We start from the raw sequence: 14,569 nt of genomic DNA on the forward strand, positions 1-14,569 counted from the left end.
GCATCAGCCCCGGAGCGGAATCCCCACCATCGCCTGGAGTTCGTCGATCGCGGCCTCTGGATCGACGACCTTGATGGTGCGCATGCCGAGCGCCCGGGCCGGCTTCAGGTTGATTCCGAGGTCGTCGAGATAGATGCAGCGGTCGGGCGGGACGCCCAACAGCTCGCAGGCATGCAGGTAGATGCGCGGGTCGGGTTTGCGAAGGCCGACTTTGCTCGATTCCACGACATGCTCGAAAAGCGACATGATCTCAGCCACGGCCCTGGCCTTTTCGGGGCCGCGCGCCATGCCGGGCCCTTCGCCCGACTTCATGTTGTTGGTGATGCAGGCTACCCTGAAAGTCGACTTGCAGCGCCGGAGCGCCTCGACCATCTGCGGCCGAATGTCGCCGCTCAGTGCCTGCAAAATCTTCCAGCCGTCCACCCGGTAGCCTTGAAGGCGGGCTTCTTCCTCGAACAATTCAACGAAGCCATCGAGTGAAACCTCGCTTCGTTCCATTTTTGCCCAGGCATTCGTATCGGGGTTGCGCGCATTCAGCCCGCGCAGGAAATCTTTGGGAAGATTGGCCTCGGCCTCGTAGCGATTGAACGCCTCGAAGGGGCTCGAAAGGATCACGCCGCCGAAGTCCCACAGGACCGCGAGCGGGGTTTTTGCATGGCTCGTATTCATGATGGTGCGACGGTCTTTACCTTGTTGCTGCCGCAGTCGGCCCTTATCTCACGCCCTCCATAGGCGACTGGTCGTGCGTTGACCATCGACCTGAACTCCGGATTAGGAATTTGCACATGAGCGAAGCAGCGGTAATGCCGCGCGGCAACGCAGTGGCGGTAGTGGCGGCAGCGACGGACAACAACCAGACGGCGCGTCCCGACGGGCGCAATCGGCGGGCCGCCGAGACCCGTCGCAAGATCATCGAAGCCGCCAAGCTCATGATCGCCGAGACCAGCACCGCTCCGACCGTGGTCGCCGTGGCGCGCCGCGCCGACGTGTCCGTGCGCTCGGTTTTCCAGCATTTCGGCGATGTCGAGTCACTTTTCGTAACCGTTATGGATGCCATCCGGCAGGACATCGTCGTCCCGCCGCCGACGGCCAACACCCGGCCGCTGTCCGACCGCATCGCCTCGGTGGTCCAGAACCTGGCCGAGGTGTTCGACAAGATCGTGCCGCTGCGCGTCGCCGCCGGCCAGTTCGTCGGCCATCCGGCCCTGATCGAGCGCGGTCAGGCCTTCAAGCAGGAGCTGCGGAACTCGACCTTCGAGACCTTCGCGCCCGAATTCGCCAGCCTGAGCGAGCCGGCCCGCGAGGAACTGGCCGACGCCATCGGCGCCGCCCTGTCCCTCGACGCCTGGATCGTCCTGCGCCGCCGCGACAACCTCAGCTTCGAGCGGGCCGCTGCCGTCTGGCGGATGACCCTCGAGGCCCTGCTGTCGCACCGCTTCGCCTCGGTTGCGGCGGAATAGCCACCCCCTGCTGGTCGCCGATTGACTTGGCGTTTGGGATCAGAGAGTTAAGAGCCCCAATCAACTGTCGAAACGCTCGGTAAATGGCGACCAGCCAGCTTCATGAAGATTTCTCGCGCGAGGAGCACGTCAAGGCGGGCACCGATCGCGGCTTCGGGTTCGTTTTCGCGGGCTTCTTCGGAATCCTGACCGCGATCAACCTGTGGAACCATGGGTTCGAGAAGGGCGCGGCCTGGAAGTGGATGCTTCCGGTCGCCTTGGCCTTCCTGGTGGTTGCCCTTGTGTATCCCAAGGCGCTGGGCCCGCTGAACCGGCTGTGGCTGAAGTTCGGCCTGCTCCTCTACAAGGTCATGAACCCGCTGATCCTCGGCCTGCTGTTCTTCGTCACCATCATGCCGATCGGCCTGGTGATGCGGGCGTTCGGCAAGGATTTCCTGCGCCTGAAGCTCGACCGTAACGCCAAGACCTACTGGATCGAGCGCGCCCCGCCGGGACCGCCGCCGCAATCCATGCGCAACCAATTCTGATCGCGAAAGGACAGAGCAATGGGCTCCATACTTGTCGAACTCTGGGCTTTCATGCGGGAGCGCAAGAAGTTCTGGCTGCTGCCGATCCTCGTCATGATGGTGATCTTCGGCGGCCTGATCGTGCTCACCAAGGGGTCGGCCATCGCGCCCTTCATCTACACGCTGTTCTAGGCGGTTAAGGACTCTTCCATGCGTGTGCTCGGCGTCTCGGCCTTTTACCACGACAGCGCGGCTGCGCTCATCGAGGACGGTCATCTCGTCAGCGCCGCGCAGGAAGAGCGCTTCACCCGCAAGAAGCACGACGCGGGCTTCCCGCAGAATGCGGTCCAGTTCTGCCTGGACCGCGCCGGCATCAAGCTTCAGGACGTCGACTACGTCGCCTTCTACGACAAGCCATTCCTGAAGTTCGAGCGCCTGCTCGAGACCTATCTCGCCTATGCGCCGCGGGGCTTCACGTCCTTCCGCATGGCCATGCCGCTGTGGCTGAAGGAGAAGCTCTTCCAGAAGACGCTGCTGCGCGACGAGATGAAGAAGTGGCAGCCGGACTTCGACTGGCAGAAGCGCTTGCTGTTCGGCGAGCATCACCAGAGCCACGCTGCCTCGGCGTTTTTTCCTTCGCCTTATGAAGAGGCCGCCGTGCTCTGCATGGACGGCGTGGGCGAATGGGCGACGACGTCGCTGGCCATGGGCAGCGGCAACAAGCTCGAGATGCTGCGGGAGATCCACTTCCCGCACTCGATCGGCCTCCTCTACTCGGCATTCACCTACTACACCGGCTTCAAGGTCAACTCGGGCGAATACAAGGTCATGGGTCTCGCGCCCTATGGCGAGCCCAAATTCAAGAACCTGATCCTCGACAAGATCGTCGACCTCAAGGAAGACGGCACCTTCCGCCTCGACCAGAGCTACTTCGACTATTGCACCGGCCTGCGGATGACGAACGACAAGTTCGGCGACCTGTTCGGCGGCAAGCGGCGCAACGCCGAGGAGATGCTGACGCAGCATCACATGGACCTCGCGGCGTCGATCCAGGCCGTGACCGAGGAGATCGTGATTCGCCTCGGCCGGTCGGTGAAGAAGGAAACCGGCGTCAAGAACATCTGCCTGGCCGGCGGCGTGGCGCTGAACTGCGTCGCCAACGGCAAGCTGCTGCGCGAGAACATCTTCGACGGCATCTGGGTGCAGCCCGCGGCCGGCGATGCCGGCGGCGCGGTCGGTGCGGCGTTCGCGGCCTATCACGGCTTCCTCGGTCAGCCGCGCAAGCTCAACGGCCACATGGACGGCATGGCCGGCTCCTATCTCGGCCCGGAGTTCACCGACGACGAGATCGCCGAGCGCCTCACCGCCGTTGGCGCCAAGTTCTCGCGCCTCACCCGGGAAGAGATGATCGACCAGACCGCGCAGGCGCTGGCCGACGACAAGGCGGTCGGCTGGATGCAGGGCCGCATGGAGTTCGGTCCGCGCTCGCTGGGCGCCCGTTCGATCCTGGGCGATGCGCGCTCGCCGTCGATGCAGAAGACTCTGAACCTCAAGGTGAAGTACCGCGAGTCGTTCCGTCCGTTCGCGCCGGCGGTGCTGCGCGAGGACGTCGACAAGTATTTCGAGTTCCACACCGACAGCCCCTACATGCTGATGGTCGCGCCGGTCGTCGAAAGCCGTCGTCGCAAGATGACGGCCGAGGAAGAGGCGTTGTTCGGCATCGACAAGCTGAACGTGCCGCGCTCCGACATTCCGGCCGTCACCCACGTCGACTACTCGGGCCGCATCCAGACGGTCCACGAAGAGACGAACAAGCCGTTCTACGACCTGATCTCGGCTTTCAAGGCGAAGACCGGCAGCTCGGTGATCGTGAACACCTCCTTCAACGTGCGCGGCGAGCCAATCGTCTGCACGCCGGAGGATGCGTGGCGCTGCTTCATGGGCAGCGAGATCGAGGTCCTCGTGGTCGGCAACTGCCTGCTGCGCAAGGAAGACCAGGATCCGGCGCTGAAGCTCGACTACAAGAACGCCTTCGAGCTCGACTAGCCCGGTGGGCGCTCCCGCAATGCGCGCCCCTCTCATGCGGGCCCTGGTCTGCGATCGCCTGGGCGATCCTTCCGTTCTCCATATCGAGGAACGTCCGATCCCCGAAGCCGGGCCGGGCGAGATCGTCGTCAGGGTCGGCGCCGGTTCGGTCAATTTCCCCGACGTGCTGATGGTGGCCGGCGGCTACCAGCACAAGCCCGAACTGCCCTTCGTGCCCGGCATGGAAGGCGCGGGAATGATCCACGCGGTCGGCGCCGGCGTCGAGAACTGGAAACCCGGCGATCGCGTGATCTTCGGCGTGCGTCCCGGCGCCTTCGCCGAATACGTGAAGCTGAAGGCGAGCGGCCAGCTCCTGCGACTGCCGTCCGACTGGTCCTTCGCCGAGGGCGCGGGCTTCCGGGTCGCGGCGCAGACCGCCTACCACTCGCTGGTCCATCGCGCCGCGCTCAAGAAGGGCGAGACCTTGCTGGTGCATGGGGCCTCGGGCGGCGTCGGTCTCGCGGCGGTGCAGCTCGGCAAGCATATTGGCGCGCACGTGATCGCGACCGGCAGCGACGATGCACGGCTGGCTGTCGTGCGGGCGAACGGGGCCGACGAGGTCGTGAACTATCGCACCGGCGACTTCGTCGCCGCTGTGAAGGAACTGACGAACGGCAAGGGCTGCGACGTGATCTACGATCCGGTCGGCGGCGAAGTGCTGGAGAAATCGGTGCGCGCGGCGGCTTACGGCGCACGGCTGCTGGTGGTCGGGTTCACCTCGGGCGGGCCGAGCAAGCTGATGTCCAACCACATCCTGATCAAGGGCCTGTCGGTGCTGGGCGTGCGCGCCGGCGAGACCATCCTGCGCCTCTCGCCCGAACTGGGCCGCGACTATGTCGAGGAACTGCCGCGGCTTGCGGCACTGGGCGTCATGCGCCCGCATGTCTCGCATCGCTTCCCGATGGAACGGGCTGCCGAGGCGTTCCAGGTCCTGATCGACCGCAAGGTCGTCGGCAAGGTCGCGATCGAGATGAGCTCCTTGCCATCGCAGGCGCAGTAGCCTCCGCCCGGGAGCGCAGCGAAGGATCTCGCGCCCGTTCCGGAGTCATCTAACCGCTATGTGAGGTCCTTCGCTTCGCTCAGGATGACGGTCATCTATCGCGCGTAGAAGATCGTCACCTTGCGATCGATCTCCGAGGCGTTGTCGTTGCCGAAGCTCATGTTTCCGAACGCTTCGGGGTCCGCCACGATGGTGATGTTCTTGGCCGGATAGCCATCGCGGATCATCTCTGCAGCCACCGTCTGGGCGCGCGCACGGGCGAGCTTCAGGTTGTAGGCCTTGTCGCCCAGCTTGTCGGTATGGCCGATCAGGCAGACGGCCGAGACCTGGCGGTCTTTCGCCGTCTTGACGGCCTGCGCGATAATCGGTTTCTCGGCGGGCCGCAGGTGCGAGCTGTTGAGGTCGAACAGGATGCGGACCGGCTGCGGCTGGGTACTGCCGCCGCCGCGCGGGCAGGTGCCGACGGTCTGCGCGAAGGACGGCGTGGCGGCGAGCACGATGCCGGCGGCGATGAGGGCGCCGATTCTTTTCACTTGAGCTCTCCCTTGAGGGCCATTTCAACGAAGGGGAGGCGATCGTTGCCGAAGAACATCATGTTGTCCACGAAGCAGGTCGGCGCACCGAACACGCCGCGCGCGACGGCCTCCTCGGTGGTGGCCTTGAGCCGGTCCTTCACGTCCTGATCCTGGATGCGCGCGCCGACCTTCGCCGGATCGAGGCCGGCCGCGGCCAGCACGGCGGCAATCTCCTTCATGTCGTTCAGGTTGCGCCCGTCGACCCACATCGCCTTGTAGACCGCGGGATGATAGCGCTCGAAAGTTCCGTCGATCTGTGCCGCCGCGGCGCCGCGCATCAGCGCCAGCGTGTTCACCGGAAAGAAGGGATTGCGCTGGAACGGCACGCCGTAATGGCGCGCCCAAAGCGGCATGTCGAAACCGCTCCATTTGGATTTCTGCGGCAGTTCGGCCGGCGAATGATTGCCCGTCGCCTTGAACACGCCGCCCAGCAGCATCGGCTTGCGCACCAAGGTGGCGCCGGAGCGCTGGGCGATGGCCTCGACCTGGGTGTCGGCCAGATAGCTGTAGGGGCTGCCATAGTCGAAGTAGAATTCCAGCGTGCGGGCCATGCATTCCTCCTTGCTTGTGGCGAGCCTGCGCCGCTTCTAGCCTTGCGACAAGAAAGTTCAAGGGAGGCACGCATGGGCCGTGTTGCAGACAAGGTCGTGCTGGTGACGGGCGCGGGATCGGGAATAGGCCGCGCCTCGGCGAAGCTGCTGGCGGCGGAGGGCGCAACGGTGATCGTGACCGACATCGATCGCGCCGGCGGCCTTGAGACCGTCCAGCAGATCGACGGCCTGAACTCCGGAGGCACGGCGCGCTTCGAGGAGCAGGACACCTCGAAGGAAGCCGACTGGAAGCGCATCATCGACGACATCCTGGCGCGCGAGGGGCGGCTGGACGGGCTCGTGAACAATGCCGGCATCGCGGGCCCGTTCCCCTCGACCTTCGAGGGCGAGAGCCTCGACCAGTGGCGCCGCATCCTGTCGATCAACGTCGAGGGCGTGTTCCTCGGCTGCAAGTACGGCGTTCTCGCGCTCCGCGCTTCGGGCGGCGGATCGATCGTGAACCTGTCGTCGCTGGCGGCCTTCCTCGGAACGCCCGATCTCTCGGCCTACGGCGCCAGCAAGGGCGCGGTGCGCCAGTTCACGAAGACGGTGGCGATGGATTGCGCGCGCAAGGGCTACAAGGTGCGCTGCAATTCGGTTCATCCCGGCATCATCATGACGCCGATGGGCGAGAGCATCCTTCCCAGCGAGAAGGCGCGCGAACGCACGCGCCAGCGCGTGCCGGTCGGCCATTTCGGCACGCCGGAGGACATCGCCTATGGCGTGCTCTACCTGATTTCCGACGAGTCCCGCTTCATGACCGGTGCCGAACTGGTGATCGACGGGGGGATGAATGCGATCTAGGTCGCTCCGCTAAGCGGAGCGACTGGCGGCGTGTAGCGCTGCAGGGAGCACAGCGACCGAAGCGCGGGCGCCGCATGGCGCAGGAAAGATGGAGGTGCGCTCTTCCTTCGGCGCTCCCGGACATTGCCGAAGGCAATGCCCTGACGCTCCTGGGGCTGAGCGAAGCTCAGCCCTACTTGATGTTCACCTGGTGGGTGAACTTGTCACCGTCGCTGATCGTGATCTGCTGGAAGCCCAGCAGCTTCAGCAGGTCGAAGAAGTTCGCGTCCTCGGCGATCGTGCGCTCCTGGAAGAAGGGCGACAGGCGCGACATGGTGGTCATGTTCGCGAGGATCGCTCGCGCGCGGAAGATCGTGCTCATCTCGCCGGGCTGCAGGCCGACGATGATCATCTTGTCGGCCTTCTCGCCCTTCACGAACACCGCGTAGGGAACGCGATAGGCCGACTGGATGGTGCCCTGCGACACGACCGTGGCGAACTGCACGCGCTGGGCGCGCTCGGCGCCGGCGATCGTCTGCATCGGCGAGGTATAGGTCTCGATCGCCGTCGGCTTCGGATAGTAGTAGCCGACATACTTGTCCTCATCGGCCTTCGGGGTCGCCGCGGCGGCCGCCGGCTTGGGCTGCTGCTGCGCGAGCGCGGGCAGGGTGCCGAAGGCGAGGACGACGGCGAGGCCGGTTGCAAACCGATTGATCATGAGTGTTTCCCCAAAGACTGATGCTGGACAGGCGGCAGGCTAGAACAACGTATAGCCGCCATCGATGACGAAGTCGCGCCCCGTCGTGTAGGCGGAGGCGCTGCTCGCCAGGTAGACGGCGATCGGACCGAAGTCGGCGCCGGTGCCCCAGCGGCGGGCCGGGATGCGCGGCAGGACATTGCCCGCGAACTTCGGATTGGCGACCGCATTGGCCGTCATCTCGGTCTCGATCCAGCCCGGCAGGATCGAGTTCACGGTGATCTTGTAGCGCGCCAGCTCGACGGCCAGCGCACGCACCATCGCCGTGACGCCGCCCTTGCTGGCGCCGTAGTGGCTGGAGCGGGCCGCACCTTCGATGGCGGCGGTGCTGGCCATCGCCACCAGTGAACCGCCCTGGCCGCGCTCGACCATGTGCTTGGCGGCTGCACGGAACGTGAAGAAAACACCGTCGAGGTTGATCTGCAGGACGCGGCGCCATTCGGCATAGTCCATCTCCAGGATCGAGCCCTTGCCGCGGCCCGAGACGCCGGCATTGGCGACGCAGTTGTCGACCTGGCCCATCACCTTGACCGTCTCGGCAAAGGCCTCGGCGACCTGCTTCTCATCGCCGACATCGACGATCTGGGCGTGGACCTTGCCGCCGTGCTTCCTGAGCTGCTCGACGGCCGCGTCGTTCTTCTCCTTGCGCGTCCCCCAGATGCAGACGCCTGCGCCGGCCTGGGCCATCGCGTCGGCCATGCCGAGGCCGATGCCGCCGTTGCCGCCCGTCACCAGCGCCACCTTGCCCGTCAGATCGAAGCCCTTGTAGGCCATGCGTCTCTCCCAAACGAAAACCGGGCGGGATCAAACCCCGCCCGGCCCATAGCGTCAATCTGACGGGAGGTCAGTTCAGCCGGTCCGTTTCGACCAGCACAATCTCGGCATCCTCGAGGGCCACGATCTCGATCTCGTCCTGGTCGACGATCGCCACGCCGTCGCGGGCCTTCGCCGTCACTACCTTGCCGTCGCTGCCGCGGACCTCGATGCGGCCCTTGGCCGGGACGAGATAGGTCGGCTTGCCGTTCAGCTTCTGGCGGATCGACTGGCCGGCCTTCACCGTGCCGGCCATCAGCGAACCGTCGGCATAGAGCGGGATCGCCCCGTCGTCGCCGCGGCCCGAGGCCAGCGGCACCAGCCTGCCGTCGCGCGCGTCGGCGGGGAACTGCACCGTCTCCCAGCGCGCCGGTACGCCCTGCTTGTTGGGCAGGATCCAGATCTGGAACAGCTCGGTCTCCGCCTGCTCCATGTTGTATTCGGCGTGCTGGATGCCGTTGCCCGCGCTCATCACCTGGATCTGGCCCGCCTCGGTCCGGCCCTCGTTGCCGAGATGGTCCTTGTGCGTGATCGCGCCCTTGATGACGTAGGTCACGATTTCCATGTCGCGGTGGGGATGCGGCGGGAAGCCCGACTGCGGCGCGATGCGGTCGTTGTTCCAGACACGCAGGGCGCCCCAGTGGATCCGGTCCTGGTTGCGGTAGTCGGCGAAGCTGAAATGGAAGTTCGCCTTGAGCCAGCCGTGGTCCGACTTGCCCAATTTCTCGAAGGGTCTGAGCTCGATCATGGTGTTCTCCTTGCTGCTCCCAAAAATGGCGCAACGAGGAGGGGGATCAAGTTTCGGGTTGGTAACGGGGCTGAGCGAAGCTCAGCCCCCATGAGCGGCAGGACATTGCCTGGGCAATGTCCGGGAGCGCCGAAGGAAGAACGACCATCGGAGCTTCATGACCCCTCCGCCCCTGCGGGGCGACATTTAACGCAAACGCCGGATGGGATCCGACCCGTCCCAGGTCCGCGAACGCTCCCGAACGTACTCGAAGAACCGGCCCTTGTTGCCGCTGATGTCGGAGATCTCGATCACGGTGCCGGCATGGGGATTGGCCGGCGCGCCGGTATCGAAATAGGCGAAACGGCCCTGTTCGCCGCCGATCTGGCCTTCGTGGCCGAGCCTGTAGCCCTGCCCCAGCGCGCGGTCGTAGAGCGACTGGTAGTCGGTCGACCAGAAGGCGACGTGCTGGAGCCCCTCGCGGCCGGAATCCAGGAACTCCTTGTACATCGAGGGCGCATCGTTGCGCTGCTGGATCAGCTCGATCTGCAGGTCGCCGGAGTTGGCGAGCGCGATGCTGAGTTCGAGCGCCGAGTCCTGGCCGCGATGGCGGAACCAGTCGGTCTTCACGCGGTCGATGTAGAACCACGGGCCGACCTTGAGGACGTCGATCCAGTGCGCCATCGCCGCCTCGATGTCGCGCACGACATAGCCGTTCTGGCGGATGGGACCGAACAGCCGGCTCATTCTGCGGCCGCCCGTTCACGGTCGGCCGAAACGCCGAACGTGAAGCCGCGATAGTTGTCGGCCACGATCTCCTTGCAGGTCGTGCGATAGCCCTCGCCGATGTACGGCATGAACACGCGCGGCTTGCCGGGAATGTTGACGCCGAGGTACCAGGAATTGGCCTTGGGAAAGAGCGTGCGGTCGGCGACTTCGGCGACATGCCGACCCCAGGCGACCTGCGCCTCTTCGTCGGGTTCGATCGTCGCAAGACCGTGTCGACGCATGTGGGTGACGCACTCTGTGATCCAGTCGACGTGATACTCGCAGTTGGTGATGACGTTGCCGATCACCGACGGGCTGCCGGGTCCGGTGATCGTGAATAGATTCGGGAAACCCGCGACGGTGAGGCCGAGATAGGTCTGGGGCCCCTCCGACCAGGCGTCCTTGAGCGTGGCACCGTCGCGGCCCCGGATATCGACGGCCAGCAGGGCGCCGGTCACCGCATCGAAGCCGGTGGCGAAGACCAGCGCGTCGAGGTCGAACGACCGCTTTGCCGTGTCGACGCCGGCGGCGGCGATCCATTCGATCGGCTCCTCGCGCAGGTTCACCAGCTCGACGTTGGCGCGGTTGTAGGTGTCGAAGTAGTCGGTATCGACGCACAGCCGCTTCACGCCGAACGGATAGCCCTCGGGCGAGAGCGCCGCGGCAGTCTTGGGATCCTTCACCGTCTCGCGGATCTTCTGGCGCACGAAGTCGGCGGCGACATCGTTGACGCCGGGGTGGACGAGGATGTTGGGGAAGGCCTTCAGGAAGCCGCCGCTGCCGCCCTCCTGCCAGAGCTTCTCATAGTGCTTCCACTGGACGTCGCGCGGCGGCACCTCGGCGGCGAAGGCGGTCGGCGGCACGCGCCCGAAGTCGGATTGCTCGAGGCTCGCGAGATAGGCTTCGAGCCCCTCGTCGAAGCTCCTGTGGTCCTCGTCGGTCAGCGGGCGATTGCGCGCCGGCACCGAGAAGTTCGGCGTCCGCTGGAAGACGATGAGCTGCTTTGCGGCCTGGGCGATCATCGGGATCGCCTGGATGCCCGACGACCCCGTGCCGATGACGCCGACGCGTTTGCCCTCGAAGTTGACGGGCTCCTGCGGCCAGCGCGCCGTGTGGAAGATCTCGCCCTTGAAATCGGCGACGCCGGGAATGTCGGGCGTGTTGGGCACCGACAGGCCGCCGGTCGCCATGATGACGAAGCGGGCGGTGAGTCGGCCGCCGTGATCGGTCTCGACGATCCAGCGCTCTGACCGCTCGTCGAAGGTCGCGCTCACGACCCGGGTGTCGAACTGGATCAGTCGGCGCAGGTCGAGCCGGTCGGCGGCGAATTGCGCATAGCGCAGGATCTCGTCCTGGCCGGCGTAGCGGTTGGTCCAGCGCCATTCGCGGCGCAGCTCCGGCGACCAGCTATAGGAGTAGAACAGGCTGGGCACGTCGCAGCGCGCACCGGGATAGCGGTTCCAATACCAGGTGCCGCCCACGTCCGGCGCCGCCTCGAGGCCCCGCACAGACAGGCCGTTCTCCCGCAGCTTGTGCAGCGCATAGAGGCCGCCGAAGCCGGCCCCCACCACCACGACATCGCATGCGTCGATGCCAGTCTCGCTCGCACCCGCCTGCTCCTGGACGCTCGCCGCCATGCTAACCGCACCCCTGAAAATGGAAACGTTTCCAGTTTAACCTTGCAAGTAGCGCTGCCGATGTCAAATATGCGGCCTCGTATGACGGAAATCGTTTCCAGAGCCACAATTCGCGACGTTGCCCGCACCGCCGGTGTGTCGGTGGGATCTGTGTCGCGCGCGCTGAACGGCGGCAAGAACGTCAGCGCCCGGGTGGCGCGCGACGTGGCGGCGGCGGCGGAGAAACTCGGCTACCAGCCGGATTTCCTGGCGCGCAGCCTCAGGACGCGCACCACCGGCATGGTGGGCTGTCTGGTTTCCGATGTCGCCAATCCGCTCTACGCCAGCATCGTGCAGGCGGCCGAAGCCCGGCTGCGCGATGCCGGGCTGCTGATGGTGGTCGCCAATACCGCGAACGATCCTGCGCGCGAACGCGCGATGGTCGCGGCCTTTCGCAGCCGTCGCCTAGACGGGATCCTGGTGGCGCCGGGCAGCGACGAGAACGACCGGGCGTGGCGCGACCTCGCTGCCGGCGGGGCGCCGGTGGTCATCCTCGACCGCGACGTGCCTCATCTCGAGCGGCCGCCGGAGGAGACGCAGCCGTGGCCCGCGGTGCTGGTCGATCATCGCGAGGGCGCGCGGACGGCCACGCGCTATCTGATCGGGCTCGGCCATCGCCGCATCGCGCTCCTGACACCGGGCGCGCGCATGCGGCCGGGCCGCGAGCGTATCGCGGGCTTCCGCGCGGCCTTCGCCGAGGCCGACATCGACCCGGCGGGGGCAGAGGTCTGCCTCCAGGAATCGTCGATGGATTTCGCGCAGGGCGATGCCCTCGCGCTGCTGCAACGCGAGCGGCGCCCGACCGCGATCATCGCGCTCGGCACCCGCATCCTGGCCGGCGCGCTGCGCGCCGCACGCGATCTCGGTCTGGCCATTCCGGCGGACCTGTCGGTGATCGCCGTGGGCGACACCGATCTCGCCGCCGTGCATTCGCCGGCGATCACGGCGCTGCGCTGGAGCCTCGAAGACGTCGGCCGTGCGGCCGCCGAACTGCTGTTGCAGCGGCTGCGGGGCACGGGCGGAGAGGGGCAGGCGCGGGCGCTGCTGCCGGTCGATCTCGTGCTGCGCGACTCCTGCGGGCCGCCGGCTTCGCATTAATCAAGAACCACGTGGAGGAAAGAATGAGACTGCTGCGGCGGGCGTTTGCCCTGACTTTGGCTTTGGGCCTCACGACACCGGCCTTGGCTCAGACGAGCGACGCCAAATGGCCGAGCAAGCCGATCCGCCTGATCGTGCCGTTCGCGGCGGGCGGCGGCACCGACCTGGTGGCACGTGCGCTGGCCGAGAAGCTCGGCACGGCGCTCGGCCAGACCGTGATCGTCGACAACAAGCCCGGCGCCTCGGGCGTCATCGCCATGGAGGCGGCCCAGAAGGCGCCACCGGACGGCTATACGCTGGTCCTCGGATCGGCCAGCACGGTCGTCGTCAATCCGGCGGTGATGCCGGATCTGCCCTACGATCCGGTGAAGGATTTCGAGCACCTGGCCGACATCGGTTCGGCGACGGTGGTGATGGTGGCCAGCCCCGACTATCCGGTGAAGGACCTGCGCGACGTGATCGCGCTCGCCAAGGCCAAGCCCGGCGAAGTGAACTACGGGACCTGGGGCAACGGTTCCACCGGCCATCTCTGCGCCGAAATCATCCGCGTCGGCACCGGCATCAACATGACCCACGTGCCCTACAAGGGCGCGGCGCCGGTGCTGAACGACGTCGCGGCGGGCCACATCAAGCTGGGCTTCTCCGACGTGCAGTCGGCGGTGCCGATGGTGAAGTCGGGCAAGGTCAAGGTCGTGGTCTCGTGCACGCGCCGTTCGATCAACTTCCCCGACGTGCCGGGCTTCGTCGAGCAGGGCGTCGATTTCGATTTCGTCTGGCGCTACGACCTGATGGCGCCGCTCAACACGCCGAAGCCGATCGTCCAGCGCCTGCATGCCGAGCTGATGAAGATCCTGGCGATGCCCGACATCAAGGAGCGCTGGCTGGAGTTCGGCATGACCGCCTCGACCATCAGCCCGGACGATCTCAAGGCCCAGACCGCCAAGGACATCGCGACCCTGCGCAAGATCGCGCAAGCCGCGAACATCAAGCCGTGAGCGGCACGGCAGTCGTCACAGGCGCGGCCAGCGGCCTCGGCCGCGCCATTGCGCAGCGCTTCGCAAAAGAGGGCATCAGGGTCGCGCTGTGGGACCTCGATCCTGCCGGGGCGAAGCGCGCGGCCGCAGACATGGGCGGGCGCGCAGAGGCCTTCGTCGTCGACGTCACCGACACCGGATCCGTGCGCGCCGCCTGGGCGGCGAGCAAGGCCGCGCTCGGCACGCCGTCGATCCTGGTGAACAGCGCCGGCATCCTCGGCCCCTCCGCAGGCATCGCCTCGTATCCTGAGGAGATGTGGCACCGCGTTCTCGACATCAACCTCAACGGTACCTTCCGATGCTGCCAGGCCGCCGTGCCCGACATGGTGGCGAGCGGCTACGGCCGCATCGTCAACATTGCCTCGATCGCGGGCAAGGACGGCAATCCGAACGTCGCGGCTTATGTCGCGTCGAAGGCCGCCGTCATCGCGCTCACTAAGTCGATGGGCAAGGAACTCGCGACCTCAGGTGTGCTGGTGAACGCAATCACGCCGTCGGCGTCGGAGACCGCGATCTTCGGCGACCTTACCGACGAGCGCCGCGCGAAGCTTCTGGCCAACGTCCCGATGGCGCGGATGGTGCGGCCGGAGGAGGTCGCCGAACTGACCTTCTGGCTGACGTCGCCCGGCTGCTCCTTCTCGACCGGCGCGGTCTTCGACATTTCTGGCGGTCGGGCGACCTACTGAGCAGCGTGGCC

17 protein-coding genes are annotated in these 14,569 nt (G+C 66.2%); 9 read left to right on the top strand and 8 right to left on the bottom strand.

Annotated elements, in window-relative coordinates; all coding sequences use genetic code 11:
- Positions 1-3: 3 nt before the first annotated feature.
- Entirely contained in the window at positions 4-669 is a 666-nt protein-coding gene (locus LJ725_RS15515; RefSeq protein WP_230551549.1) for an HAD-IA family hydrolase, read from the bottom strand.
- Between the two features lie 116 nt (positions 670-785).
- Here LJ725_RS15515 and LJ725_RS15520 point away from each other — a divergent pair, with 116 nt between their 5' ends.
- From LJ725_RS15520 to LJ725_RS15540, 5 genes are all read left to right on the top strand, one after another.
- Positions 786-1,460, top strand: a complete 675-nt coding sequence (locus tag LJ725_RS15520) for a TetR/AcrR family transcriptional regulator (RefSeq protein WP_230551550.1) — start codon at positions 786-788, stop codon at positions 1,458-1,460.
- A gap of 83 nt (positions 1,461-1,543) precedes the next feature.
- Complete coding sequence (locus tag LJ725_RS15525) at positions 1,544-1,987, top strand: SxtJ family membrane protein (protein WP_230551551.1); 444 nt, start codon at positions 1,544-1,546, stop codon at positions 1,985-1,987.
- A gap of 18 nt (positions 1,988-2,005) precedes the next feature.
- Positions 2,006-2,158 (top strand): DUF5989 family protein, encoded by a 153-nt coding sequence (locus tag LJ725_RS15530; RefSeq protein ID WP_216957152.1) that lies wholly within the window; start codon positions 2,006-2,008, stop codon positions 2,156-2,158.
- 18 nt (positions 2,159-2,176) lie between these two features.
- The gene (locus LJ725_RS15535) at positions 2,177-4,012 is read left to right on the top strand and encodes a carbamoyltransferase family protein (protein WP_230551552.1); all 1,836 of its coding nucleotides are present in this window, start codon (positions 2,177-2,179) and stop codon (positions 4,010-4,012) included.
- Positions 4,013-4,031: 19 nt separating this feature from the next.
- Entirely contained in the window at positions 4,032-5,051 is a 1,020-nt protein-coding gene (locus tag LJ725_RS15540; RefSeq protein WP_230551553.1) for an NADPH:quinone oxidoreductase family protein, read from the top strand.
- Positions 5,052-5,146: 95 nt separating this feature from the next.
- Here the strand turns inward: LJ725_RS15540 and LJ725_RS15545 are convergent, their stop codons facing one another.
- Positions 5,147-5,584 carry an OmpA family protein gene (locus LJ725_RS15545; protein ID WP_230551554.1) on the bottom strand — a complete coding sequence of 146 codons (438 nt, stop codon included), beginning with the start codon at positions 5,582-5,584 and terminating at the stop codon, positions 5,147-5,149.
- The gene (locus tag LJ725_RS15550; protein WP_230551555.1) at positions 5,581-6,177 is read right to left on the bottom strand and encodes a 2-hydroxychromene-2-carboxylate isomerase; all 597 of its coding nucleotides are present in this window, start codon (positions 6,175-6,177) and stop codon (positions 5,581-5,583) included. Before LJ725_RS15550 ends, LJ725_RS15545 begins: the two co-directional genes overlap by 4 nt.
- A 72-nt stretch (positions 6,178-6,249) precedes the next feature.
- Between LJ725_RS15550 and LJ725_RS15555 the strand changes: the two genes are divergently transcribed.
- Positions 6,250-7,020 carry a glucose 1-dehydrogenase gene (locus LJ725_RS15555; RefSeq protein WP_230551556.1) on the top strand — a complete coding sequence of 257 codons (771 nt, stop codon included), beginning with the start codon at positions 6,250-6,252 and terminating at the stop codon, positions 7,018-7,020.
- Positions 7,021-7,192: 172 nt separating this feature from the next.
- On the opposite strand, the gene LJ725_RS15560 is transcribed toward LJ725_RS15555, so the two are convergent.
- From LJ725_RS15560 to LJ725_RS15580, 5 genes are all read right to left on the bottom strand, one after another.
- Positions 7,193-7,717 carry a hypothetical protein gene (locus LJ725_RS15560; protein WP_230551557.1) on the bottom strand — a complete coding sequence of 175 codons (525 nt, stop codon included), beginning with the start codon at positions 7,715-7,717 and terminating at the stop codon, positions 7,193-7,195.
- A gap of 39 nt (positions 7,718-7,756) precedes the next feature.
- Positions 7,757-8,530 (bottom strand): SDR family NAD(P)-dependent oxidoreductase, encoded by a 774-nt coding sequence (locus tag LJ725_RS15565; protein WP_230551558.1) that lies wholly within the window; start codon positions 8,528-8,530, stop codon positions 7,757-7,759.
- Between the two features lie 70 nt (positions 8,531-8,600).
- Complete coding sequence (locus LJ725_RS15570; RefSeq protein WP_230551559.1) at positions 8,601-9,317, bottom strand: pirin family protein; 717 nt, start codon at positions 9,315-9,317, stop codon at positions 8,601-8,603.
- A gap of 186 nt (positions 9,318-9,503) precedes the next feature.
- Positions 9,504-10,043, bottom strand: coding sequence for a VOC family protein (locus tag LJ725_RS15575; protein WP_230551560.1), 540 nt, complete (start codon positions 10,041-10,043; stop codon positions 9,504-9,506).
- Positions 10,040-11,701 (bottom strand): flavin-containing monooxygenase, encoded by a 1,662-nt coding sequence (locus LJ725_RS15580; RefSeq protein WP_230551561.1) that lies wholly within the window; start codon positions 11,699-11,701, stop codon positions 10,040-10,042. The genes LJ725_RS15575 and LJ725_RS15580 overlap by 4 nt, the downstream gene beginning before the upstream one ends.
- 81 nt (positions 11,702-11,782) lie before the next feature.
- Here LJ725_RS15580 and LJ725_RS15585 point away from each other — a divergent pair, with 81 nt between their 5' ends.
- Genes LJ725_RS15585 through LJ725_RS15595 form a run of 3 tightly spaced genes read left to right on the top strand, consistent with a single transcriptional unit; the run spans position 11,783 to position 14,558 of the window.
- A complete protein-coding gene (locus tag LJ725_RS15585; protein WP_268990676.1) occupies positions 11,783-12,838 on the top strand; it encodes a LacI family DNA-binding transcriptional regulator in 1,056 nt (351 codons plus the stop codon).
- A gap of 23 nt (positions 12,839-12,861) precedes the next feature.
- A complete protein-coding gene (locus tag LJ725_RS15590; protein WP_230551563.1) occupies positions 12,862-13,833 on the top strand; it encodes a Bug family tripartite tricarboxylate transporter substrate binding protein in 972 nt (323 codons plus the stop codon).
- Positions 13,830-14,558, top strand: a complete 729-nt coding sequence (locus tag LJ725_RS15595; protein WP_230551564.1) for an SDR family NAD(P)-dependent oxidoreductase — start codon at positions 13,830-13,832, stop codon at positions 14,556-14,558. Before LJ725_RS15590 ends, LJ725_RS15595 begins: the two co-directional genes overlap by 4 nt.
- Positions 14,559-14,569: the final 11 nt, after the last annotated feature.

It is taken from the genome of Reyranella aquatilis, assembly GCF_020880995.1.
GTDB lineage: Bacteria > Pseudomonadota > Alphaproteobacteria > Reyranellales > Reyranellaceae > Reyranella > Reyranella aquatilis.